Below are 20,623 nucleotides of genomic sequence, written 5' to 3'. Positions count from 1 at the left end.
CGACGGAAGACTCTTGAATTCAGGAAAGATGGCGGGCGAGCGCCCAGCGATAGCCGTCGATATCTTCGACCTGCGCGAAGCGGTCGCCCCAGAACTGGTCCTGCGGCTCGCTCAGCGACTTCGCGCCGGCCATGAGCGCGCGAGCATACACGGCGTCGACGTCATCGACATAAACGTAGAACGATTGCGGCGCGATCGTGCCCGCGCTTTTCGGCGTTTTCGCGGTCGAGCCGAACGCGCCTTCGGGCGCGAACATCACGATCAACTGGCCTTGATAGGTCATCTCGACGTGCATCACGACGCCGTCGTCCTGCACGCTGTCGCGCAGTTCGAAGCCGAACGCCGCCGAGAAGAACGCCGTCGACGCGCGCGCGTCGCGCACCGTCAGATAGGGGGTCAGCCAGGGCACACCGGCGGGGCGGGGGGCGGTCATGGAGTTCTCCGGATCTCGTGGGGCGGCGAGGGCACCGTTGCGGGTTTCGATCGGGCGCGACATGCCGGCATCGCTCGAACCGATTCGCGCAAAGTGTCCACGCTTCAAATGGACGATTTCGTCAATGGGCTCAGTTTATCGCGCACCGATCGCGCTGCCGAGAATAGCCCCGCGTGCAGGGCTGGTTCGTAATGACGCAGCGAATCGATGCCGCGCGCGGCCAGACGCCCGGCGAGTGCGTCGGCCGTGAGCGCGGCGGGGTCGAGCGTGTCGCTGGCGATCGCCATCAGCCACAGCGAGCCGTAGAGCGGCACGAAGGTGCCCAGCGTGCGCACGCAGGCGAACGCGGCGCGCAGGTCGTCGAGCAGCTCGGCGATGCGCGGCGCGTGGTGGTACGGCGAGCCGAGATGCAGCGACAGCAACGCGTCCGCGCGCAGCACGCGCTTCAGCTGCGCGTAGAAGGATCGCGTGTAGAGGCCGGCCGCGGGCGAATCGGGTGGCGTCAGGTCGAATACGACGAGGTCGAACTGCGCGGTCGGGACGGTCGTTGCGCCGTGCGACGCGCGGGCCGCCGACGCGACATAGTCCGCCGCATCGCCGATGACGAGCTCGACGCGCGGATCGTCGAACGCACCGCCATGCACCTGCGGCAAATGTTCGCGCGTGAGCCGCACGACCTCGGCATCGAGCTCCGCGACGACGATCCGCTCGATGTCCGGATGCCTGAGCAATTGCCGCGCGGCCCCGCCATCGCCGCCGCCGAGCACCAACGCCGCGCGCGGCGCCGGATGCGCGAGCGCGGCCGGATGCACCATGCATTCGTGGTAAATGAACTCGTCGCCGGCGGACGTCATCGGACGGCCGTCGAGCGTGAACAGCGCGCCGAGTTGCGGCGTGTCCCAGATCTCGATCGTCTGATAGCGAGATTCGACACGCTCGACGAGACGCGCATCAGGAAAGCCATAGACGGCGTCGGGACAAGGCTTGAACAATAGCGGGGCGTTCACGGCGGACGGACTCGATCGGCAGCGTACGGAAACAGCTGCTCGAATTGTAAATGCCGCGGCCTGGTGGTGTGCGGTGGACCACGCGGCCAGGCGGCTTTCCGGCCGGCTAGGGGTTAACCTTCTGCTAGAATGTGACGCTTTCAGCCTTGTCCGCTTGCTCTGCCCGTTTCGCGTCTCCTGGCGCCGCATCGTGCGCCGTAGCGAACTGACCGCCGAGCTTCCGGGCCTCAAGCGCGCCACCGCTTTCTGACTCTGTCTCCGGACTCGACATGACGACCCCGTCTCCCGCACCCACCTCCCTGATGGCTAACGCGATCCGCGCGTTGTCGATGGACGCCGTTCAAAAGGCGAACTCCGGTCACCCCGGCATGCCGATGGGCATGGCCGAAATCGGCGTTGCCCTGTGGTCGCGTCATCTGCGCCATAACCCGAAGAACCCGCAATGGGCCGATCGCGACCGCTTCGTGCTGTCGAACGGTCACGGCTCGATGCTGCTGTACTCGTTGCTGCATCTGACCGGCTACGATCTGCCGATGGAAGAGCTGAAGAACTTCCGTCAGCTCCATTCGAAGACCCCGGGTCACCCGGAATACGGCATCACGCCGGGCGTCGAGACGACCACCGGCCCGCTCGGCCAGGGTCTTGCAAACGCGGTCGGCATGGCGCTCGCCGAGTCGCTGCTCGCCACCGAATTCAACAAGCCCGACGCGAAGATCGTCGACCACCACACGTACGTGTTCGTCGGCGACGGCTGCCTGATGGAAGGCATCTCGCACGAAGCCTGCTCGCTCGCGGGCGTGCTGAAGCTGAACAAGCTGATCGCGTTCTACGACGACAACGGCATCTCGATCGACGGCGAAGTGGTGCACTGGTTCCACGACGACACGCCCAAGCGCTTCGAAGCGTACGGCTGGAACGTGATCCCGAACGTGGTCGGCCACGACGTCGACGCAGTCGACGCGGCGATCAGGCAGGCAAAGCAGTCGGACAAGCCGACGCTGATCTGCTGCAAGACCGTGATCGGTGAAGGCGCGCCGACCAAGGCGGGCTCGCACGATTCGCACGGCGCGCCGCTCGGCGACAAGGAAATCGCGGCGACGCGCGAAGCGATCGGCTGGAAGTGGGAGCCGTTCGTGATTCCGCAGGAAGTCTACGCGGCATGGGATGCGAAGGAAGCGGGCGCACAATTCGAAGCCGACTGGGACAAGGCGTTCGCGGCCTACGCGGCGAAGTATCCGACGGAGGCGGCCGAATTCAAGCGCCGCAGCGCGAAGCAGCTGCCGGCCGACTGGAAAGAAAAGGCGAAGGCGATCATCGCCGGCGCGAACGAGCGCGCGGAAACCGTCGCGACGCGTAAGGCATCGCAGCAGGCCATCGAAGGTCTGTCGGCCGTGCTGCCCGAACTGCTCGGCGGCTCCGCCGACCTGACCGGCTCGAACCTGACCAACTGGAAGGCCGCGAAGCCGGTGCGCGTGAACGCGGAAGGCCGTGCCGCCGGCAACTACGTGAACTACGGCGTGCGCGAATTCGGCATGAGCGCCGCGATCAACGGCCTCGCGCTGCATGGCGGCTACAAGGCATTCGGCGGCACCTTCCTGACGTTCTCGGACTACAGCCGCAACGCGCTGCGCGTCGCCGCGCTGATGAAGTCGCAGTCGATCTTCGTGTTCACGCACGACTCGATCGGTCTCGGCGAAGACGGCCCGACGCACCAGTCGATCGAACACGTCGCGAGCCTGCGCCTGATCCCGAATCTGCAAACGTGGCGCCCGGCCGACACGGTCGAAACCGCGGTGGCCTGGACCCATGCGATCGAGCATGAAGGTCCGTCGTGCCTGATCTTCAGCCGCCAGAACCTGCAGTTCAACGAACGCACCGACGCGCAGATCGCCAACGTCGAGAAGGGCGGCTACGTGCTGCGCGACTGGGACGAAGAGATCGTCGCGCGTAAGATCATCCTGATCGCGACGGGCTCGGAAGTCGAACTCGCGATGAAGGCCGTCGAGCCGCTCGCGCGCGAAGGCATCGCGGCACGCGTCGTGTCGATGCCGTCGACGAACGTGTTCGACAAGCAGGACGCCGAGTACCGCGAACGCGTGCTGCCGCACGGCGTGCGCCGCGTCGCGATCGAAGCGGGCGTGTCGGATTTCTGGCGCAAGTACGTGGGTCTGGAAGGCGGCGTGGTCGGCATCGACACGTTCGGCGAATCGGCCCCGGCAGGCGTGCTGTTCAAGCATTTCGGTTTCACCGTCGAGAACGTGGTCGCGACGGCCAAGGCCGCGCTCGGCTGATCGTTGCGTTGCGTTGCCGTCGCGCCCCTCGAAGCTGCGCGGCAACGCACGGAACCGGATGCCCGACCTGGCGAACATAAACGGTTTTTTTAGCCATCAGGAGATAAATCATGACGATTCGCGTCGCAATCAACGGCTACGGCCGGATCGGCCGCAATACCCTGCGCGCCTTCTATGAAAACGGCAAGAAGCACGATATCGAAATCGTCGCCATCAACGATCTGGGCGATGCGAAGACCAACGCCCACCTGACGCAATACGACACCGCGCACGGCAAGTTCCCGGGCCAGGTGTCGGTGGACGGCGACTACCTCGTCGTGAACGGCGACAAGATCCGCGTGCTGGCAAACCGCAACCCGGCCGAACTGCCGTGGGGCGAACTGGGCGTCGACGTCGTGATGGAGTGCACGGGCTTTTTCACGACCAAGGAAAAGGCCAGCGCGCACATCAAGGGCGGCGCGAAGAAGGTCATCATCTCGGCGCCGGGCGGCAAGGACGTCGACGCGACCATCGTCTACGGCGTGAACCACAACGTGCTGAAGGCATCGGACACGGTGATCTCGAACGCATCGTGCACGACCAACTGCCTCGCGCCGCTGGTCAAGCCGCTGAACGACAAGATCGGCCTCGTGAACGGCCTGATGACGACGATCCACGCGTACACGAACGACCAGGTGCTGACCGACGTGTACCACGAAGACCTGCGCCGCGCGCGTTCGGCCACGCATAGCCAGATCCCGACCAAGACCGGTGCTGCATCGGCGGTCGGCCTCGTGCTGCCGGAACTGAACGGCAAGCTGGACGGCTACGCAATCCGCGTCCCGACGATCAACGTGTCGGTCGTCGACCTGTCGTTCATCGCCGCGCGCGACACGACGGTCGAGGAAGTCAACGCGATCATGAAGGAAGCGTCGGAAGGCGCGCTGAAGGGCGTCCTCGGTTACAACGACGCGCCGCTCGTGTCGATCGACTACAACCACAACCCGGCTTCGTCGACGTTCGACTCGACGCTGACCAAGGTGTCGGGCCGTCTCGTGAAGGTGTCGAGCTGGTACGACAACGAGTGGGGCTTCTCGAACCGCATGCTGGATACGGCTGTGGCGCTCGCAAACGCGAAGTAAGTAGCACGCCGCGTCGACACTGACGCCGCATGAAAAAGCCGCTCCTCGGAGCGGCTTTTTTTTCGTCTGCGGTATCGACGCGATTACGGCGTCGGGAAATAGACGCCGGCGCGCTGCGCGGCGTTCGCGATGTGTGTCTCGATCGCCTTGCCCGCAGCGAGCGAATCGCGGGCCTTCAACGCATCGAGAATCGCGCGATGCTCGGTGTAGGTGGACAGCACCCGCTCGCGCCGATAGAACGGCATGCGCTGGCTTTCCTTCATGATCTCGGCGCTGCTGCGCAGGATCGACTCGATCGCCGCGTTGCCTGCGACGCTGACGATGCGCATATGAAATGCGTAGTCGAGCCGCGCCGCTTCGTCGAGTTCCTCGCAGGCGAGCGCGCTTTGCATCGCGGTGATGTTTTCCTCGAGCCACGCGAGGTCGTCATTGCTGACCGCCAGAACCGCCATGCGCGCGACAAAGCCTTCTAGCGCGTAGCGCATCTGATACGTGTCGGGCAACGACGACTGTTCCGCGAATCGCCACGCCTGCGCATTTTTCGCCTGCGCGCTTTCCACGTACACGCCCTTGCCGGGACGGATCACCAGCAGGCCGAGCGCTTCGAGCGTGGACAGCGCCTCGCGTAGCGACGCGCGGCTGATGGACAGCTCCTCGGACAGCTGGCGCTGTGCCGGCAGCAGGCTGCCCACCGGATAGACGCCCGCTTCGATGCGCTCGCGGATCGTCGCGATGGCCGCGTCGGTGACGGTATGCGGAACGTTTTTCATGAAGGTTTCGCTCAGTAGCGTGGTCTGACCGCAATTCTAATACGCGGTTGGAAAAGGCGCGCCGCACGACGCGCGAGATCCCGAATCCGACCCGAAATCGGTTCAAAAACAACGGGTAAACACTGTTCGATCAGTCCTTGACGGGAGTATATCGGCTTCCTACTATTCGCCATAACAGTACTGGTCGGACCAGTCTGAACAGAGGTAACCGAGACAACCATTCCGCAGGAGGAAGCCGTGTTGAAATTCTTCAATTCGCTATTTGGCCGGGTCGTGATAGCGCTCGTGGTAGGCATCGTGCTCGGTGCCGTGTTTCCGCATTTCGCGCAGTCGCTGCGGCCGCTTGGCGACGGCTTTCTGAAGCTGATCAAGATGGTGATCGGGCCGATCGTGTTCTGCGTGGTGGTGAGCGGTATGGCGCACGCGGGCGACCTGCGCAAGGTCGGCCGCGTCGGCTTGAAGTCGGTGATCTACTTCGAGGCGATGACGACGGTCGCGCTCGTGATCGGCGCGGTGCTTGCTTACGCGACGCGTCCGGGCGCCGGCATGAACGTGAACCTGAATTCGCTCGATGCGGGGTCGCTCGCGACCTATACCGAGCACGCGAAGAGCCTGAAGGACACTGCGGGCTTCCTGCTGAAGATCATCCCGGATACGGCGATCAATGCGTTCGCGACCGGCGACATCCTGCAGATCCTCGTGTTCTCGGTGCTGTTCGGCTCGGCGCTGTCGCTGCTCGGCAAGCGCGCGCAACGCGTGAGCGGCCTGATCGATGAACTGTCGCAAGTGTTCTTCCGCGTGATGGGCTTCATCATCAAGCTCGCGCCGCTCGGCGTGCTCGGCGCGATCGCGTTCACGACCGGCACCTACGGCGTCGAGTCGCTCAAGCAACTCGGCATGCTGGTGCTGGTGTTCTACGCGAGCTGCGTGGTGTTCGTCGTGCTCGTGCTCGGCGCGGTGATGCGGCTCGCCGGCTTCAGCATCTTCAAGCTGATCCGCTATCTGCGCGAGGAACTGTCGATCGTGCTCGGCACCGCGTCGTCCGACGCCGTGCTGCCGCAGATCATGCGCAAGCTCGAATGGATGGGCGTCAAGGATTCGACGGTCGGCCTCGTGATTCCTACCGGCTACTCGTTCAACCTCGACGGCTTCTCGATCTACCTGACGCTCGCGGTCATCTTCATCGCCCAAGCGACCAACACCCCGTTGTCGATCCATGACCTGATCGTCGTCGTGCTGGTGTCGCTGGTGACGTCGAAGGGCGCGCACGGCATTCCGGGCTCGGCGATCGTGATTCTCGCGGCGACGCTGTCCGCGATTCCCGCGATTCCGGTGCTCGGTCTGGTGCTGATCCTGCCGGTCGACTGGTTCGTCGGCATCGCCCGCGCGCTCACCAACCTGATCGGCAACTGCGTCGCGACCGTGGTGGTCGGCGTGTGGGAAAACGATATCGACAAGGCGCGCGCGCATCGCGTGCTGAATCGCGACGCGGCGCTGCGCTACGTGCCCGCCGTCGACGACACCATCGTCGAGCCGGGGGCGGGCGAACACGCGCCGGCAGTCTGATAGCAGCACGCCGGTCATGGTCTGACCGGACCAACCGGCATCGTTTTAGACAGTTTCTGAACCCTTTTTCGCAAGCCGGCGGACGCCGTGGCGTCGCCGGCCGTTTCTGACCTCTTCTCTTCGACATCGACCGACATCATGGCCAACCCGATCCTCGACCCGAACGCCCCCGTCTTCACGCGCCGCTACATGAACCTCGCCGATCCGCGCCTCGGCGCGAAGGCGCTGTTCGCCAGCGACGAATTCTTCGCGCCGAAAGAGCGCATGCTCGACCCGCAGCCGGCTGTGTTCATCCCCGGCAAATACGACGATCACGGCAAGTGGATGGACGGCTGGGAGACGCGTCGCAAGCGCACGACCGGCCACGACCATTGCGTGATCCGTCTCGCGCGGCCGGGCGTCGTGCATGGCGTCGATCTCGATACGAGCCACTTCACGGGCAATTTCCCGCCGGCGGCGTCGATCGATGCCTGTTATGCCGATGCCGAGGTGCCGCCGGAGCACGCCGATTGGCAGCCGCTCGTGCCGGCCATGACGCTACAGGGCAATCAGCATCACTACGTCGAGGTGAAAGACGCGCGCCCGGTCACCCATCTGCGCGTGAATCTGTATCCGGACGGCGGGCTCGCGCGACTGCGCGTGTACGGCCAGCCGCAGCGCGACTGGAGCCGGGTCGAGCGCGGCACGCTGCTCGATCTCGCCGCGATCGAAAACGGCGCATACCTGGTCGCCGCGAACAACCAGCATTTCGGGCCGGCCTCGCAGATGCTGATGCCGGGCCGCGGCGAGAACATGGGCGACGGCTGGGAAACCCGGCGACGTCGCGAACCGGGCAATGACTGGGCGATCGTCGCACTTGCGCGGCCCGGCGTGATCCGCAAGATCGAAGTGGACACCGCGCACTTCAAGGGCAACTTCCCGGACCGCTGCTCGCTACAGGCGGCATCGGTAACGGGCGGCACCGACGATTCGCTCGTCACGCAGGCGATGTTCTGGCCGGTGCTGCTCGGCGAACAGAAGCTGCAGATGGACCACGTGCACACGTTCACGGACGACCTCGCGGCGCTCGGGCCGCTCACGCACGTGCGCTTCAATATCTTCCCGGACGGCGGCGTGTCGCGCCTGCGTCTGTGGGGCGAGATCGCTTAACGAGAAGCAACGTCATGGAGCGGCAAGCATGAAGATCCTGCAGATGGAGCGCCTGACGCGCTCAGCGTTCGCGCCGTTCGGCGACGTGATCGAACTCGACGGCGCGCGTCATTTTCCGATCAATGGCGGTACCACCGAGCGCTATCACGACCTCGCGCGCGTCGACGTGGTGGAGCAGGGCGGCCGGCCGCTCGTCAACCTGTTTCGCGCGCAGCCGCGCGCGCTGCCCGTCGAGATCACGATGATGGAGCGGCATCCGCTTGGCAGCCAGGCTTTCATTCCGTTACGCGCGGGCCGCTACCTGGTGGTGGTCGCGCCGGCCGGCGAGTTCGACGCCACACGGATGCGCGCGTTCTGGACCGACGCATGGCAGGGCGTCAATTACGCGAAAGGCGTCTGGCACCACCCGCTACTCGCGCTGGATCAGGTCAGCGATTTCATCGTCGTCGATCGCGGCGGCGATGCGCCGAATTGCGACGAATTACAGTTGGCCGAGCCGTGGCGGCTCGCCTTCGAGCCGAGCGTGGAGTTGATCGGATAGCAGTGCTTGCAGCCGTCTGAACAAAAAAAGACCCGGCCGATCCCCATCGGCCGGGTCTTTTTTTACTTGCCAGGCCGCGTGCTCGCACGCGGCCCGCTCCGCATCAGTGCTTACGATGCGGGCAATTCTCCTTCGTACACGCCCCATACAGTGCCAGCGCGTGTTCCTGCAGCTTGAAGCCGCGTGCCTTGGCGATGGACTGCTGACGGCTTTCGATTTCGGGGTCGAAAAATTCTTCGACCAGCCCGCAATCGAGGCACACGAGGTGGTCGTGGTGCGACCCCTCGTTCAGTTCGAACACCGCCTTGCCCGATTCGAAATTGCTGCGCGAGAGCAGGCCCGCCTGCTCGAATTGCGTCAGCACCCGATACACGGTGGCCAGACCGATATCGAGTTCCTCGTGCAGGAGGTTGCGGTACACGTCTTCGGCGGTCAGGTGACGCACCGGGCTGTGCTGGAATATCTCAAGGATTTTGAGGCGCGGAAGGGTCGCCTTGAGCCCGATATTCTTGAGATCGGTTGGATTGGTCATGACAAGGGATCCCTAGAGTACAATGCTGGGCTCTCATAGTAATGTGTTTTGCCGTTCTGGTCATTTTCGATGGAATGAGCGCGGCCCGCAAGCGGGCCCGCACGGTGAGTGAAATGATTTCTAAATCTCAATTGATCTACCGGGGGAGCCGCATGCGGGGTACCTTGATCGCTGTTGCGACTGTCGCGGTTCTTGCCGGATGTTCCACGTACGACAGCCTGACCCAGCGCGTTGCCCAACGCATTACGCCGTATCGGATTACGGTCGTGCAAGGTAACTTTGTGTCGCAGGAAATGGCCGACCAGATGAAGGTCGGCATGTCGCGCGCGCAAGTGCGTCAGGTGCTCGGCACGCCGCTGTTGACCGACATGTTCCACGCGGATCGCTGGGATTACGTGTTCTATTTCAAGCGCGGCAATACCTCGATCGTTCAGCAGCGCGACTTCGTCGTGTTCTTCTCGGGTGACATCGTGACCCACTGGACGGGCGGCGAGGACCTGCCGAGCAACCTCGAATTGCTGGCCGAAATCGACGGCGACCGTAGTGGCCGTCGTCCGAACGCGACGCCGCCGCGCGCGGCGAGCGCGGCCGAGGCCGCCAACGCCGTGGCTGCCAGCGACGCGGCTGCCGCAAGTGCGGCCGCTGCGGCAGCGGCGCCGCCCACGGTGGATACGACGCGCTCGCCGTCGGTCGCAGGCGCTCAGCAGGCCGCCACGCCGTCCATGGACGCCAACGCGGAAGCCGCCCAAGCGGCCAATCGCGCAACGAGCGCGGTGTCGTTGACGCCGAGCGGCGTGTCGTCCGTGCGTTCGACCGCCCCGAGAGCGGGCGCTGGCGGGATCCCGACGCAAGGTCCGACGGCCGCCGGTCAACCGCAGTTCCAGTTCAAACGTCCGCCGCCGCCGGCTCCGGAAAACGAGAGCAACCCGGTCGGACCGACGGGCTCGCAAACCAGCGGCAGCCCGACGCTGACTGCGCCGCCGGCCGATTCGCCGACGTTGACGGCGCCGCCCACGTCGGGAACGAGCAACTGATTCTGTAGTCGGTGTGGTGAGGCGGGCAGCGCGCGAGGTGTGCGGCGCCCGCCGGATCTGCGTTTGTCCGGCAGCGGGTGAGACCAGAAATGTACCGCCCGGGCCGCTCGAACACCTTGCCTGCCCGTCTGAGCGAGCCGTCCGGTTCGACCAGCTGCATGGGCTCTCTGCGCGAAGCGGCTGATTTTGCCGCCGGATCTCGCCATCTGCAGCCGCTTGTCCCTATATCTACCGGGCGCATTCCCCGGCACACTGGTCGGTGCGTTCGCCGGGCCGCGTTTGCCGGGCTCCGTCCCGGTTGACTCTATTCGAATCCTCATCGTCATGAAAATTGCCATTGCAGGCGCATCGGGCCGTATGGGCCGCATGCTGATCGAAACCGTCCTCAACGATGCCGACGCGACGCTGTCCGGCGCGCTCTGCCGCACCGGCGCGGCGCAACTGGGCCAGGACGCCGGCGCGTTCCTCGGCAAAGAAACCGGCGTGCTGCTGTCCGACGACATCGAGCGTGTGTTCGCGGAATCCGACTACCTGATCGACTTCACGCGTCCCGACGCGACGCTTGCGCATCTCGAAGCCGCGCAGCGCCACGGCGTGAAAATGGTGATCGGCACGACCGGCTTCGACAACGCGCAAAAAGCGCAACTGCGTGCGGCGGCAGAGAAGATCGGCGTCGTGTTCGCGTCGAACATGAGCGTCGGCGTGAACGTCACGCTGAAGCTGCTCGAATACGCGGCGCGGCACTTCTCGACCGGCTACGACATCGAGATCATCGAGGCGCATCATCGTCACAAGGTCGACGCGCCGTCCGGCACCGCGCTGACGATGGGCGAAGTGATCGCCAACGCGCTCGGCCGCAATCTCGACGATTGCGCGGTCTACGGCCGCGAAGGCGTGACCGGCGAACGCGATCCGTCGACGATCGGTTTTTCGGCGATTCGCGGCGGCGATATCGTCGGCGATCATACGGTGCTGTTCGCGGGCATCGGCGAGCGGATCGAGATCACGCACAAATCGGCGAGCCGCCTGTCATATGCACAAGGCGCGCTTCGTGCTGTACGCTTCCTCGAAGGCCACGGCAACGGCTTCTTCGACATGCAGGACGTGCTCGGCCTGCGTTGAGCGGAATCCGCTGCGCAAAGGCGGGGCAGCGCATCCCGGGCGCGCCCTCCCAAAGTCACTTTCCCACGGCGAGGTCAGATGGCAGGCAGCAGCGGCATCATCCATTACCTGCAAACGAGCGATGCGATCACGCATGGCGTCGCCTATGTGCTGCTGGCCATGTCGATTGCGAGCTGGTGCTTTCTGATCGTCAAGAGCTGGATTCTGACGCGCGCGAAACGCCAGTCCACGCGGGCTATCGCGCGCTTCTGGCAGGCGCCGACGCTCGCCGAAGGCGTCGCCATCTTGCGCCGCACCGACCGCGAGCGCGTGTTCGCGCCGCTCGCCGAAGCGGCGCTCAATGCGGCCGAGGTCGACATTCCCGGCGCGCTGCTCGCGCGCGTCGAGCGTAGCGAACGGGTGCTGCGCGCGCTGCGCCAGGCGCTCAACGCGTCGCAGCGGCGCCTCGAATTCGGTCAGGTGCTGCTTGCATCGGTTGGCAGCACCGCGCCGTTCGTCGGTCTGCTCGGCACCGTGTGGGGCATCTATCACGCGCTCGGCAGCATCGCGGCGAGCGGGCAGGCGCAGATCGAGAACGTCGCGGGACCGGTCGGCGAGGCGCTGATCATGACCGCGTTCGGTCTGGTGGTCGCAATTCCGGCGGTGCTCGCGTACAACGTGCTGGGCCGCCTCGTGCGGCAATTGTGCGAAGAGCTGGACGGCTTCGCGCACGATCTTCACGCGTACGTCTGCGCGCCGGTCGAGCACGCGCCGACGCCGCCGCGCGCGCAGCAGGCGGCGCACGAGGCGCACCGCTGACGCGTAACGCGCGGCACGACACATCGCGCCACACGGCACACCGCCCATCGCACGGGCAAGCTCGGACGCAAGGAGGCGACATGGCATTCGGCGGACTGGAGAAGAAGCAGACGGCCGCGCCGATGGCCGAGATCAACATGACGCCGCTGATCGACGTGATGCTGGTGCTGCTGGTGATTTTCATCATCACCGCGCCGCTGTTTTCGCACGCGATCCGGCTCGATCTGCCGAAGGTTGCGGCAGCACCTGCGCGCCAGACCCCGCAAACCGTCTCCTTGTCCATCGACGGCGCCGGCAAGCTCTACTGGAACGGCAAGCCGATCACGCTCGCGCAGATGCGCGCGCAGTTCGCCGAGGCCGGCAAGCAGACGGATCAGCCCGACATCCAGCTACGCGCGGAGCGCTCGACGCGCTACGAAGTGATCGCGCAGGTGATGGGCGCCGCGCAGCAGGCCGGGCTCGAGCGGATCGGCTTCGTGACGGACCCGCCGCCGCCCGCCGCGCAGCATTGAGCGCCATCGGGCGCCGTCGGGCGCGCACCGCGTTCACGAATCCGGCATATCCGGCGCCGCACCACGCCGCGCGGCGCACCCCTCCGCGAACGGTATAATCAGCCCTTTCCCCGCCGAAGGGGAATCGACGCAACGACATTCTGCAGAGCACCGGGCCGGTGCGAAAGCACCGAACCTAGCGATCCCATCACACCATGCACGAAAAATACGTTCCCTCCGACGTCGAAGCCGCCGCGCAAGGGCAATGGCGCGCCAGCGACGCCTACAAGACGACGGAAACCACCGACAAGCCCAAGTTCTACTGCGTCTCGATGCTGCCGTATCCGTCGGGCAAGCTGCATATGGGACACGTGCGCAACTACACGATCAACGACGTGATGTACCGCTATCTGCGGATGAACGGCTACAACGTGCTGATGCCGATGGGTTGGGACGCCTTCGGCATGCCGGCGGAAAACGCCGCGATGGCCAACAACGTGCCGCCCGCGCAGTGGACCTACGACAACATCGCTTACATGAAGAAGCAGATGCAGTCGATGGGCCTCGCGATCGACTGGTCGCGCGAAGTCGCGACCTGCAGCCCCGACTACTACAAGTGGAACCAGTGGCTGTTCCTGAAGATGCTGGAAAAGGGCATCGCGTACAAGAAAACCGGCACCGTGAACTGGGACCCGGTCGACCAGACCGTGCTCGCGAACGAGCAGGTGATCGACGGGCGCGGCTGGCGTTCGGGCGCGCTCGTCGAGAAGCGCGAAATTCCGATGTACTACATGCGCATCACGCAGTACGCGGATGAACTGCTGAACGATCTCGAAGGCCTCGGCTGGCCAGAGCGCGTGAAGATCATGCAGCAGAACTGGATCGGCAAGAGCTTCGGTGTGAACTTTGGCTTCCCGTACGAAATCGACGGTGAGCAGAAGCTGCTGCGCGTGTTCACGACGCGCGCCGACACGATCATGGGCGTCACGTTCTGCGCGATCGCCGCCGAGCACCCGCTCGCCACGCGTCTCGCGCAGGGCAAGCCGGAACTGCAGGCGTTCATCGACGAATGCAAGCGCGGCGGCGTCGCCGAAGCCGACGTCGCGACGATGGAAAAGAAAGGCATGGCCACCGGCTTCTACGTCACGCATCCGCTGACGCACGAGAAGGTCGAGGTGTGGATCGGCAACTACGTGCTGATGAGCTACGGCGAAGGCGCGGTGATGGGCGTGCCGGCGCACGACGAGCGCGACTTCGCGTTCGTGAAGAAGTACGACCTGCCGGTCAAGCAGGTGGTCGCGGTCGAGGGCAAGGAATTTTCGACCGAAGCCTGGGCCGAGTGGTACGGCGAGAAGGCCGGCACGCTGGTGAACAGCGGCAAGTACGACGGCCTCGCGTACGACGAAGCCGTGGACAGCATCGCCGCCGATCTCAAGGCACTCGGCCTCGGCGACAAGCAGATCACGTGGCGTCTGCGTGACTGGGGCGTGTCGCGCCAGCGTTACTGGGGCACGCCGATCCCGATCATCCACTGCCCGAAATGCGGCGACGTGCCGGTGCCGGAAAAAGACCTGCCGGTCGTGCTGCCGGAAGACCTCGTGCCGGACGGCACGGGCAATCCGCTGGCGAAATCCGAAGCGTTCCTGAACTGCGCGTGCCCAACCTGCGGCGGCGCGGCCAAGCGCGAAACCGACACGATGGACACTTTCGTCGATTCGTCGTGGTACTTCTACCGCTACGCGTCGCCGGATGCGAAGACGATGGTCGACGAGCGCACCGACTACTGGGCGCCGATGGATCAATACATCGGCGGTATCGAACACGCGATCCTGCACCTGCTGTACTCGCGCTTCTGGGCGAAGGTGATGCGCGACCTCGGTCTGGTGAAGTTCGGCGAGCCGGCGAAGAACCTGCTCACGCAGGGCATGGTGCTGAACGAAACGTACTACCGCGAAAACGAAGCGGGCAAGAAAACCTGGTACAACCCGTCGGACGTCACCGTGTCGTTCGACGACAAGGGCCGTCCGGTCGGCGCGGTGCTGAACGCGGACGGCCAGCCGGTCGTGCTCGGCGGCGTCGAGAAGATGTCGAAGTCGAAGAACAACGGCGTCGACCCGCAGATGCTGATCGATCAGCACGGCGCGGACACCGCGCGTCTGTTCGTGATGTTCGCGGCCCCGCCCGAGCAGCAGCTCGAGTGGTCGGGTTCGGGCGTCGAAGGCGCGAGCCGCTTCCTGCGTCGCGTGTGGAACTTCGGTTACACGAACGAAGCCGCGCTGCGCGCCGGCGGCCAGTTGGACGCTGCACAATTCAACGACGCCGACAAGGCACTGCGTCGTGAGATCTACAGCGTGCTGAAGCAGGCCGATTTCGACTATCAGCGTCTGCAGTACAACACGGTGGTATCGGCCGCGATGAAGATGCTCAACGCGCTCGACGGCGCGAAGGGCGCGCAGCCGGCCGTGCTGCACGAGACCTACGGCGTGATGCTGCGCGTGCTGTACCCGGTCGTGCCGCACCTGACGTTCCAGCTGTGGCAGGAACTCGGCTATGCCGACGAATTCGGTCCGCTGCTCGATGCGCCGTGGCCGAAGGTCGACGAGAAGGCGCTCGAACAGGCCGAGATCGAACTCGTGCTGCAGGTGAACGGCAAGGTGCGCGGCGCGATCACGGTCGCGAAGGACGCGTCGCGCGAAGCGATCGAGCAGCAAGCGGCCGCGCACGAAATGGTCGCGAAGTTCAGCGAAGGCAAGGCGCCGAAGAAGATCATCGTGGTGCCGGGCCGTCTCGTGAACGTGGTCGTTTGACGTTCCAGGCCCTCATCCGGCAGACGGAACGCCGCCGGCCCGGCGGCGTTCCTCGGCACCGCGAATCCACTGCGAACCGGGAGTGAATGTGACTCGCAGATCGTTTTTGACGCTCGCTTGCAGCGTAATGATGTTGTCGGCCTGCGGCTTCCAGTTGCGCGGCCAGCAGGACTACGCGTTCAAGCGCCTCTATGTGGCGGGCGGCTCGCCCGCGGCCGTCGCGCGCTTCACGCGCATCGTGCAGGGCGGCAGCGACACCGTTGTGGTCAGCTCGGTCGCCAATGCCGACGCGATCCTGCAGATCTCGCAGAACCGCAACGTCAGCACGCTGACGCTGAATTCGCTGGGCGTCGTCGCCGAGTATCAGCTGAATCTGCAGATGACCTACACGCTGACCGGCAAGGACGGCACCGTGCTGATTCCGGGCAGCGTGATCGCGCTGAACCGCGCAATGACCTATAGCGACCAGTTCTCGCAGGCGAAGGCGGCCGAGTCCGACATCCTGTTCGCAGACATGGAAAACGACGCGGTCGATCAACTGGTCCGCCGTCTCGGCGTGGTGCGTTCGCTGCATCCGACGCCGGCCGAGGCCGTGCCGGGCATCGCGCCGCGCGCGCCGCTGCCGCCGCCGCCGCTGTGAGCGTCGTGCCGCCCGTGATTCGTCGAACCTCATCCATCCCGTCAACCGCCATCCATGCAACTGCGACCTGACGCGCTCGAAGCGCATCTCGCCAAGGGCCTCGCCGGACTGTACGTCGTGTACGGCGACGAGCACCTGCTCGCGCAGGAAGCGTGCGACCGCATCCGCGCGGCGGCGCGCGCGGCCGGTTTCACCGACCGCTCGGTGTTCACGGTCGAGCGCGGTTTCGACTGGAGCTTGCTGCTCGGCGCGAGCCAGTCGATGTCGCTGTTCGGCGACCGGCAGCTGGTCGAGTTGCGCATTCCGTCGGGCAAGCCAGGCAAGGAAGGCGCCGATGCGCTGAAGGCGCTCGCGTCCACCGTGAATGACGACGTGCTGACGATGGTCACGCTGCCGCGCCTCGATGCGGCCACGCAGAAGTCGGCATGGTTCACCGCGCTCGCCGACGCGGGCGTCGCGCTGAAAATCGACCCGGTCGAACGCGCGCAGTTGCCCAACTGGGTCGGACAGCGGCTCGCGGCCCAGGGCCAGCGCGTTGCCGCCGGCGAGGAAGGGCGGCGCGCGCTCGCGTTCATCGCCGAGCGCGTCGAGGGCAATCTGCTCGCCGCGCATCAGGAAATCCAGAAGCTCGGGCTGCTGTATCCGAGCGGCGCGCTGAGCTTCGATCAGGTGCAGGACGCGGTGCTCAACGTCGCGCGCTACGACGTGTTCAAGCTCAACGAGGCGATGCTCGCGGGCGACGTTGGCCGTCTCGCGCGCATGCTCGACGGGCTACGTGGTGAAGGCGAGGCCGCGGTGCTCGTGCTGTGGGCGGTCGTCGAGGAAGTCCGCACGCTGTTGCGGATCAAGCGCGGCGTCGCGGCCGGCAAGCCGCTTGCGATGCTCACGCGCGAAAACCGCGTGTGGGGTCCGCGCGAACGGCTGATCGGGCCGGCGCTGTCGCGTGTCAGCGAAGCGGCGCTCGAGAAGGCGCTCGCGCTGGCGGCGCGGCTAGACCGGCAGGTGAAGGGCTTGTCGGGCGGTACGCCGGGCAATCATCGCAACGATCCGCCGCCCGATCCGTGGGATGGCCTGTTCGAACTCGCCATGACGGTGGCCGCGCCGAAACCGTCGGCAGCGCCGCCAGTGCCGCCGACGCGACCTCGCGCGCCAACTGCGGCGCCAGCGCGGCGGCCAGTCTAGACAGCGGAAAGCTTCGGCAGCGATTCTGTTTCGCGTGCCACCCGCCCGACGCAACGCATCACATCGGCAATCCCGCGACAGCGCAGCGCACCCGCTGCCCGCACGCGAGCAAAGCCCCGGTACCCGTCTTACAATCGTTTGATCTTTCGCTAATCTTGCCCGACCACCGCACGCCAACGTGCGGGGCATCACGAGAATGACCATGGATATCGACCAGTACATGACCGACCTCGGCCAACGCGCCCGCCAGGCTTCGCGCGCGATGGCACGTGCGTCGACCGCCGCGAAGAATGCGGCGCTTGCGGCGGTCGCCGAAGCGATCGAGCGCGATGCCGATCTGCTGAAGGCGGCCAACGCGCGCGACCTCGAGCGCGCCCGCGGCAAGGGCCACGATGCCGCGTTCATCGACCGTCTGACCCTGTCCGACAAGGCGCTGAACACGATGGTCGAAGGCCTGCGCCAGGTCGCGGCGCTGGCCGATCCGATCGGCGAGATCAGCAATCTGAAGTATCGGCCGAGCGGCATTCAGGTCGGCCAGATGCGCGTGCCGCTCGGCGTGATCGGCATCATCTACGAATCGCGCCCGAACGTGACGATCGACGCGGCCGCGCTGTGCCTGAAGTCCGGCAACGCGACCATCTTGCGCGGCGGCTCGGAAGCGCTCGAATGCAATACCGCGCTCGCGAAGCTGATCGGCGAAGGGCTCCAGGCGGCCGGTCTGCCGCAGGACGCGGTGCAGGTGGTCGCAACCGCGGACCGCGCGGCGGTCGGCAAGCTGATCACGATGACCGAATATGTCGACGTAATCGTGCCGCGCGGCGGCAAGAGCCTGATCGAGCGTCTGATCAACGAAGCGCGCGTGCCGATGATCAAGCACCTCGACGGCATCTGCCACGTTTATGTCGACGATCGCGCGGATCTGACGAAGGCGCTCAACGTGTGCGACAACGCGAAGACGCACCGCTACGGCACCTGCAACACGATGGAGACGCTGCTGGTCGCGCGCGGCATCGCGGCTCAGGTCCTGCCGCCGCTGGGCAAGCTGTATCGCGGCAAGGACGTCGAGTTGCGCGTCGATGCGGCGGCGCGCGCGGTGCTGGCCGATGCGGGCGTCGGCCCGCTCGTCGACGCGATCGAGGAAGACTGGCGCACCGAATATCTCGCGCCGGTGCTCGCGATCAAGGTGGTCGACGGCCTCGACGCGGCTATCGAGCACATCAACACGTACAGCTCGCAGCACACCGACGCGATCGTCACCGAAGACCACGACCGCGCGATGCGCTTCCTGCGCGAGGTCGATTCGGCGAGCGTGATGGTCAACGCGTCGACGCGTTTCGCGGACGGCTTCGAGTTCGGCCTCGGCGCCGAGATCGGCATTTCGAACGACAAGCTGCACGCGCGCGGCCCGGTCGGCCTCGACGGGCTGACGTCGCTGAAATACGTCGTGCTGGGTCACGGCGAAGGTCGTCAATAAACACGAATCGAAGCGCCACGACCACGGGCGCCACAACAACAAGGACCGCAAGGACCACAAGGACCCGCCGATGCTCTGGGTAAAGACGTTTCACATCGTGTTGATTGCTTCATGGTTTGCCGGCCTGTTCTATCTGCCGCGCATCTTCGTCAATCTGGCGATGGAAACGGAACCCGCCGCGACGGCGCGTCTTCTGCTGATGGCGCGCAAGCTGTTCCGCTTCATGAGCTTCATCGCGGTACCCGCGATCGCGTGCGGCCTGTGGCTGTGGCTCGTGATCGGCATCGGCAGCGGGGAGGGCTGGATTCACGCGAAGGTTGGCGTGGTCGTGCTGCTCGTCATCTATCACGCGTATTGCGGCGTGCTGCTGCGCAGGTTCGAGCGCGGCCAGAATCGCCGCTCGGACAAGTGGTATCGGATGTTCAACGAGCTTCCCGTGCTCGGTATGCTCGCGGCGGTCGCGCTGGTGGTGATCAAGCCGTTCTGAGCGACTGACGGCATTCAGCGGAGCGCCAGAAAAGACAAAAGGGCGGTGTGCCGGTTCAATGGCACATCGCCCTTTTGCGTTATCCGCGTTGTTGCGCGTTCTATCGCAGCGGATCAACCCTGTGAATCCACCCGCCGCCGGTGAATCACTTCCTTCGTCTGCGCGAGCTTTTCCACCAGCTCGGGCCCGCGGCTCAGCGCGACGCCGACCGCCAGGATGTCGCCGATCGCCAGATGCGACACGCGCGAGGTCATTGGCGAAAAGATGTCGGTGTCTTCGTCGACGTTCGCGAACAGACCAACGGTGGCGAGCCGCGCGAGCGGCGAGTTGCCGTGGGTGATCGCGATCACCTTCGCGCCCGCGTTCAGCGCGGCCTTCGCGGCATCGATGATGTCGCGCGTGCGGCCAGTATTGGAAATCGCCACGACCACGTCCCCGGGTCCGAGCAGCGCGGCCGACATCAGAAACGTATGCGGGTCCGAATACGCGACGCTCGGCATGCCGAGCCGAAAGAACTTGTGCTGCACGTCGAGCGCGGCGATGCCCGAGCCGCCGGCGCCGTAGAACTCGATGCGCTTCGCCTGCGCGAGCATGTCGATCGCCGCCGCGACGCTATCCGACGACAGATTGTTGCGCACCTGGATCAGCGCGCCGATGGTCCGGTCGAGCACCTTCGCGGCGACGCCGGGCGTCGGCTCGTCCGGCCGCACGTCGCGATAGACGGCGGGCACTTCGCTGGCGATGCCCTGCGCAAGGCGGATCTTGAATTCGCGAAAGCCGGAAAAACCGAGCGCGTGACAGAAGCGCGCGATCGTCGGCTGGCTCACGCCCGCGCGAGCGGCGACTTCGGTCATCGACAGATCGAGAACCTCGCGCGGCGCTTCGATCACGTAATCGGCCAGCTTGCGCTCGGACGGGCGCAGCTGGTCGCGCATCTCTTCCACCTGGGACAGCATCATCGGAAAACTCGCACTATGCTGAAGAACGTGTGGACTATATCTGATTGGTCGTTGGCGCACAAAAGCTAGGTACAAAAACTACATATCGGCGAGTAAGTGTATTCCCTGGGTTTCCGCTGCAAAGCGCTGAAGCGCCGCCAATAGGGCGGCGTGGCGATTTACGCGATGCGGCGCCGCAGCAGAGTTCGTCATTGCTGACGTGTAGTTTTTCTACTAAGA

Annotated in this window: 19 protein-coding genes; 14 read left to right on the top strand and 5 right to left on the bottom strand. The window is 65.2% G+C overall.

All coding sequences use genetic code 11. The features are described from left to right. Window positions 1-19: 19 nt before the first annotated feature. Complete coding sequence (locus L0U84_RS17135; RefSeq protein WP_129957815.1) at window positions 20-433, bottom strand: VOC family protein; 414 nt, start codon at window positions 431-433, stop codon at window positions 20-22. Window positions 434-537: 104 nt separating this feature from the next. After that, window positions 538-1,440 (bottom strand): polyamine aminopropyltransferase, encoded by a 903-nt coding sequence (gene speE, locus L0U84_RS17130; RefSeq protein ID WP_233851323.1) that lies wholly within the window; start codon window positions 1,438-1,440, stop codon window positions 538-540. Window positions 1,441-1,709: 269 nt separating this feature from the next. Between speE and tkt the strand changes: the two genes are divergently transcribed. After that, the gene (gene tkt / locus L0U84_RS17125) at window positions 1,710-3,731 is read left to right on the top strand and encodes a transketolase (RefSeq protein ID WP_233851322.1); all 2,022 of its coding nucleotides are present in this window, start codon (window positions 1,710-1,712) and stop codon (window positions 3,729-3,731) included. Between the two features lie 110 nt (window positions 3,732-3,841). After that, complete coding sequence (gene gap / locus L0U84_RS17120; RefSeq protein ID WP_129957818.1) at window positions 3,842-4,852, top strand: type I glyceraldehyde-3-phosphate dehydrogenase; 1,011 nt, start codon at window positions 3,842-3,844, stop codon at window positions 4,850-4,852. A gap of 83 nt (window positions 4,853-4,935) precedes the next feature. Here gap and L0U84_RS17115 read toward each other — a convergent pair whose 3' ends face one another. Next, on the bottom strand, window positions 4,936-5,622 hold the full coding sequence (locus L0U84_RS17115) for a FadR/GntR family transcriptional regulator (RefSeq protein ID WP_233851321.1): 687 nt from the start codon (window positions 5,620-5,622) through the stop codon (window positions 4,936-4,938). 237 nt (window positions 5,623-5,859) lie between these two features. Here L0U84_RS17115 and L0U84_RS17110 point away from each other — a divergent pair, with 237 nt between their 5' ends. The 3 genes from L0U84_RS17110 to L0U84_RS17100 all read left to right on the top strand — a co-directional run bounded on the left by L0U84_RS17110 (window position 5,860) and on the right by L0U84_RS17100 (window position 8,878). After that, window positions 5,860-7,188: a C4-dicarboxylate transporter DctA gene (locus tag L0U84_RS17110; RefSeq protein WP_233851320.1), complete on the top strand. Its 1,329-nt coding sequence runs from the start codon at window positions 5,860-5,862 to the stop codon at window positions 7,186-7,188. A gap of 138 nt (window positions 7,189-7,326) precedes the next feature. Continuing rightward, window positions 7,327-8,337: an allantoicase gene (gene alc, locus L0U84_RS17105; protein WP_233851319.1), complete on the top strand. Its 1,011-nt coding sequence runs from the start codon at window positions 7,327-7,329 to the stop codon at window positions 8,335-8,337. 28 nt (window positions 8,338-8,365) lie between these two features. Then, the gene (locus L0U84_RS17100) at window positions 8,366-8,878 is read left to right on the top strand and encodes an ureidoglycolate lyase (RefSeq protein ID WP_233851318.1); all 513 of its coding nucleotides are present in this window, start codon (window positions 8,366-8,368) and stop codon (window positions 8,876-8,878) included. Window positions 8,879-8,981: 103 nt separating this feature from the next. Here the strand turns inward: L0U84_RS17100 and fur are convergent, their stop codons facing one another. Then, entirely contained in the window at window positions 8,982-9,410 is a 429-nt protein-coding gene (fur, locus tag L0U84_RS17095) for a ferric iron uptake transcriptional regulator (RefSeq protein WP_013090534.1), read from the bottom strand. A 152-nt stretch (window positions 9,411-9,562) separates the two neighbouring features. On the opposite strand from fur, the gene bamE reads away from it, so the two are divergent. The 9 genes from bamE (at window position 9,563) to L0U84_RS17050 (ending at window position 19,445) form a co-directional block, all read left to right on the top strand. Further along, window positions 9,563-10,444, top strand: coding sequence for an outer membrane protein assembly factor BamE (bamE, locus tag L0U84_RS17090; RefSeq protein ID WP_233852056.1), 882 nt, complete (start codon window positions 9,563-9,565; stop codon window positions 10,442-10,444). 324 nt (window positions 10,445-10,768) lie between these two features. After that, window positions 10,769-11,566, top strand: a complete 798-nt coding sequence (gene dapB / locus L0U84_RS17085; RefSeq protein WP_233851317.1) for a 4-hydroxy-tetrahydrodipicolinate reductase — start codon at window positions 10,769-10,771, stop codon at window positions 11,564-11,566. Window positions 11,567-11,644: 78 nt separating this feature from the next. Then, window positions 11,645-12,364 carry a MotA/TolQ/ExbB proton channel family protein gene (locus L0U84_RS17080; RefSeq protein ID WP_129957825.1) on the top strand — a complete coding sequence of 240 codons (720 nt, stop codon included), beginning with the start codon at window positions 11,645-11,647 and terminating at the stop codon, window positions 12,362-12,364. 80 nt (window positions 12,365-12,444) lie between these two features. Then, window positions 12,445-12,876 (top strand): ExbD/TolR family protein, encoded by a 432-nt coding sequence (locus tag L0U84_RS17075; RefSeq protein ID WP_233851316.1) that lies wholly within the window; start codon window positions 12,445-12,447, stop codon window positions 12,874-12,876. 194 nt (window positions 12,877-13,070) lie between these two features. Further along, window positions 13,071-15,662, top strand: a complete 2,592-nt coding sequence (gene leuS / locus L0U84_RS17070; RefSeq protein WP_233851314.1) for a leucine--tRNA ligase — start codon at window positions 13,071-13,073, stop codon at window positions 15,660-15,662. An 88-nt stretch (window positions 15,663-15,750) separates the two neighbouring features. Beyond that, a complete protein-coding gene (locus L0U84_RS17065) occupies window positions 15,751-16,302 on the top strand; it encodes an LPS-assembly lipoprotein LptE (protein ID WP_233851312.1) in 552 nt (183 codons plus the stop codon). 54 nt (window positions 16,303-16,356) lie between these two features. Beyond that, window positions 16,357-17,484 carry a DNA polymerase III subunit delta gene (holA, locus tag L0U84_RS17060; protein WP_233851310.1) on the top strand — a complete coding sequence of 376 codons (1,128 nt, stop codon included), beginning with the start codon at window positions 16,357-16,359 and terminating at the stop codon, window positions 17,482-17,484. 202 nt (window positions 17,485-17,686) lie between these two features. Next, window positions 17,687-18,958: a glutamate-5-semialdehyde dehydrogenase gene (locus tag L0U84_RS17055; RefSeq protein WP_233851309.1), complete on the top strand. Its 1,272-nt coding sequence runs from the start codon at window positions 17,687-17,689 to the stop codon at window positions 18,956-18,958. Between the two features lie 70 nt (window positions 18,959-19,028). Next, the gene (locus tag L0U84_RS17050; protein WP_129957830.1) at window positions 19,029-19,445 is read left to right on the top strand and encodes a CopD family protein; all 417 of its coding nucleotides are present in this window, start codon (window positions 19,029-19,031) and stop codon (window positions 19,443-19,445) included. A gap of 113 nt (window positions 19,446-19,558) precedes the next feature. On the opposite strand, the gene L0U84_RS17045 is transcribed toward L0U84_RS17050, so the two are convergent. Next, the gene (locus L0U84_RS17045; protein WP_018421799.1) at window positions 19,559-20,404 is read right to left on the bottom strand and encodes a MurR/RpiR family transcriptional regulator; all 846 of its coding nucleotides are present in this window, start codon (window positions 20,402-20,404) and stop codon (window positions 19,559-19,561) included. Window positions 20,405-20,623: the final 219 nt, after the last annotated feature.

Source organism: Paraburkholderia sp. HD33-4 (assembly GCF_021390635.1).
Classification (GTDB): Bacteria; Pseudomonadota; Gammaproteobacteria; order Burkholderiales; family Burkholderiaceae; genus Paraburkholderia.
Note: the sequence above shows the minus strand (reverse complement) of the source record. Positions and strands in the feature narration are given on the sequence as shown.

Excerpts from the sequence above, each read along its gene's own strand:
- L0U84_RS17135 (WP_129957815.1), bottom strand. The coding sequence starts at position 433 with ATGACCGCCCCCCGCCCCGCCGGTGTGCCCTGGCTGACCCCCTATCTG.
- tkt (WP_233851322.1), top strand. The coding sequence starts at position 1,710 with ATGACGACCCCGTCTCCCGCACCCACCTCCCTGATGGCTAACGCGATC.
- gap (WP_129957818.1), top strand. The coding sequence starts at position 3,842 with ATGACGATTCGCGTCGCAATCAACGGCTACGGCCGGATCGGCCGCAAT.
- L0U84_RS17115 (WP_233851321.1), bottom strand. The coding sequence starts at position 5,622 with ATGAAAAACGTTCCGCATACCGTCACCGACGCGGCCATCGCGACGATC.
- alc (WP_233851319.1), top strand. The coding sequence starts at position 7,327 with ATGGCCAACCCGATCCTCGACCCGAACGCCCCCGTCTTCACGCGCCGC.
- L0U84_RS17100 (WP_233851318.1), top strand. The coding sequence starts at position 8,366 with ATGAAGATCCTGCAGATGGAGCGCCTGACGCGCTCAGCGTTCGCGCCG.
- fur (WP_013090534.1), bottom strand. The coding sequence starts at position 9,410 with ATGACCAATCCAACCGATCTCAAGAATATCGGGCTCAAGGCGACCCTT.
- bamE (WP_233852056.1), top strand. The coding sequence starts at position 9,563 with ATGCGGGGTACCTTGATCGCTGTTGCGACTGTCGCGGTTCTTGCCGGA.
- dapB (WP_233851317.1), top strand. The coding sequence starts at position 10,769 with ATGAAAATTGCCATTGCAGGCGCATCGGGCCGTATGGGCCGCATGCTG.
- L0U84_RS17080 (WP_129957825.1), top strand. The coding sequence starts at position 11,645 with ATGGCAGGCAGCAGCGGCATCATCCATTACCTGCAAACGAGCGATGCG.
- L0U84_RS17075 (WP_233851316.1), top strand. The coding sequence starts at position 12,445 with ATGGCATTCGGCGGACTGGAGAAGAAGCAGACGGCCGCGCCGATGGCC.
- leuS (WP_233851314.1), top strand. The coding sequence starts at position 13,071 with ATGCACGAAAAATACGTTCCCTCCGACGTCGAAGCCGCCGCGCAAGGG.
- holA (WP_233851310.1), top strand. The coding sequence starts at position 16,357 with ATGCAACTGCGACCTGACGCGCTCGAAGCGCATCTCGCCAAGGGCCTC.
- L0U84_RS17055 (WP_233851309.1), top strand. The coding sequence starts at position 17,687 with ATGGATATCGACCAGTACATGACCGACCTCGGCCAACGCGCCCGCCAG.
- L0U84_RS17050 (WP_129957830.1), top strand. The coding sequence starts at position 19,029 with ATGCTCTGGGTAAAGACGTTTCACATCGTGTTGATTGCTTCATGGTTT.
- L0U84_RS17045 (WP_018421799.1), bottom strand. The coding sequence starts at position 20,404 with ATGATGCTGTCCCAGGTGGAAGAGATGCGCGACCAGCTGCGCCCGTCC.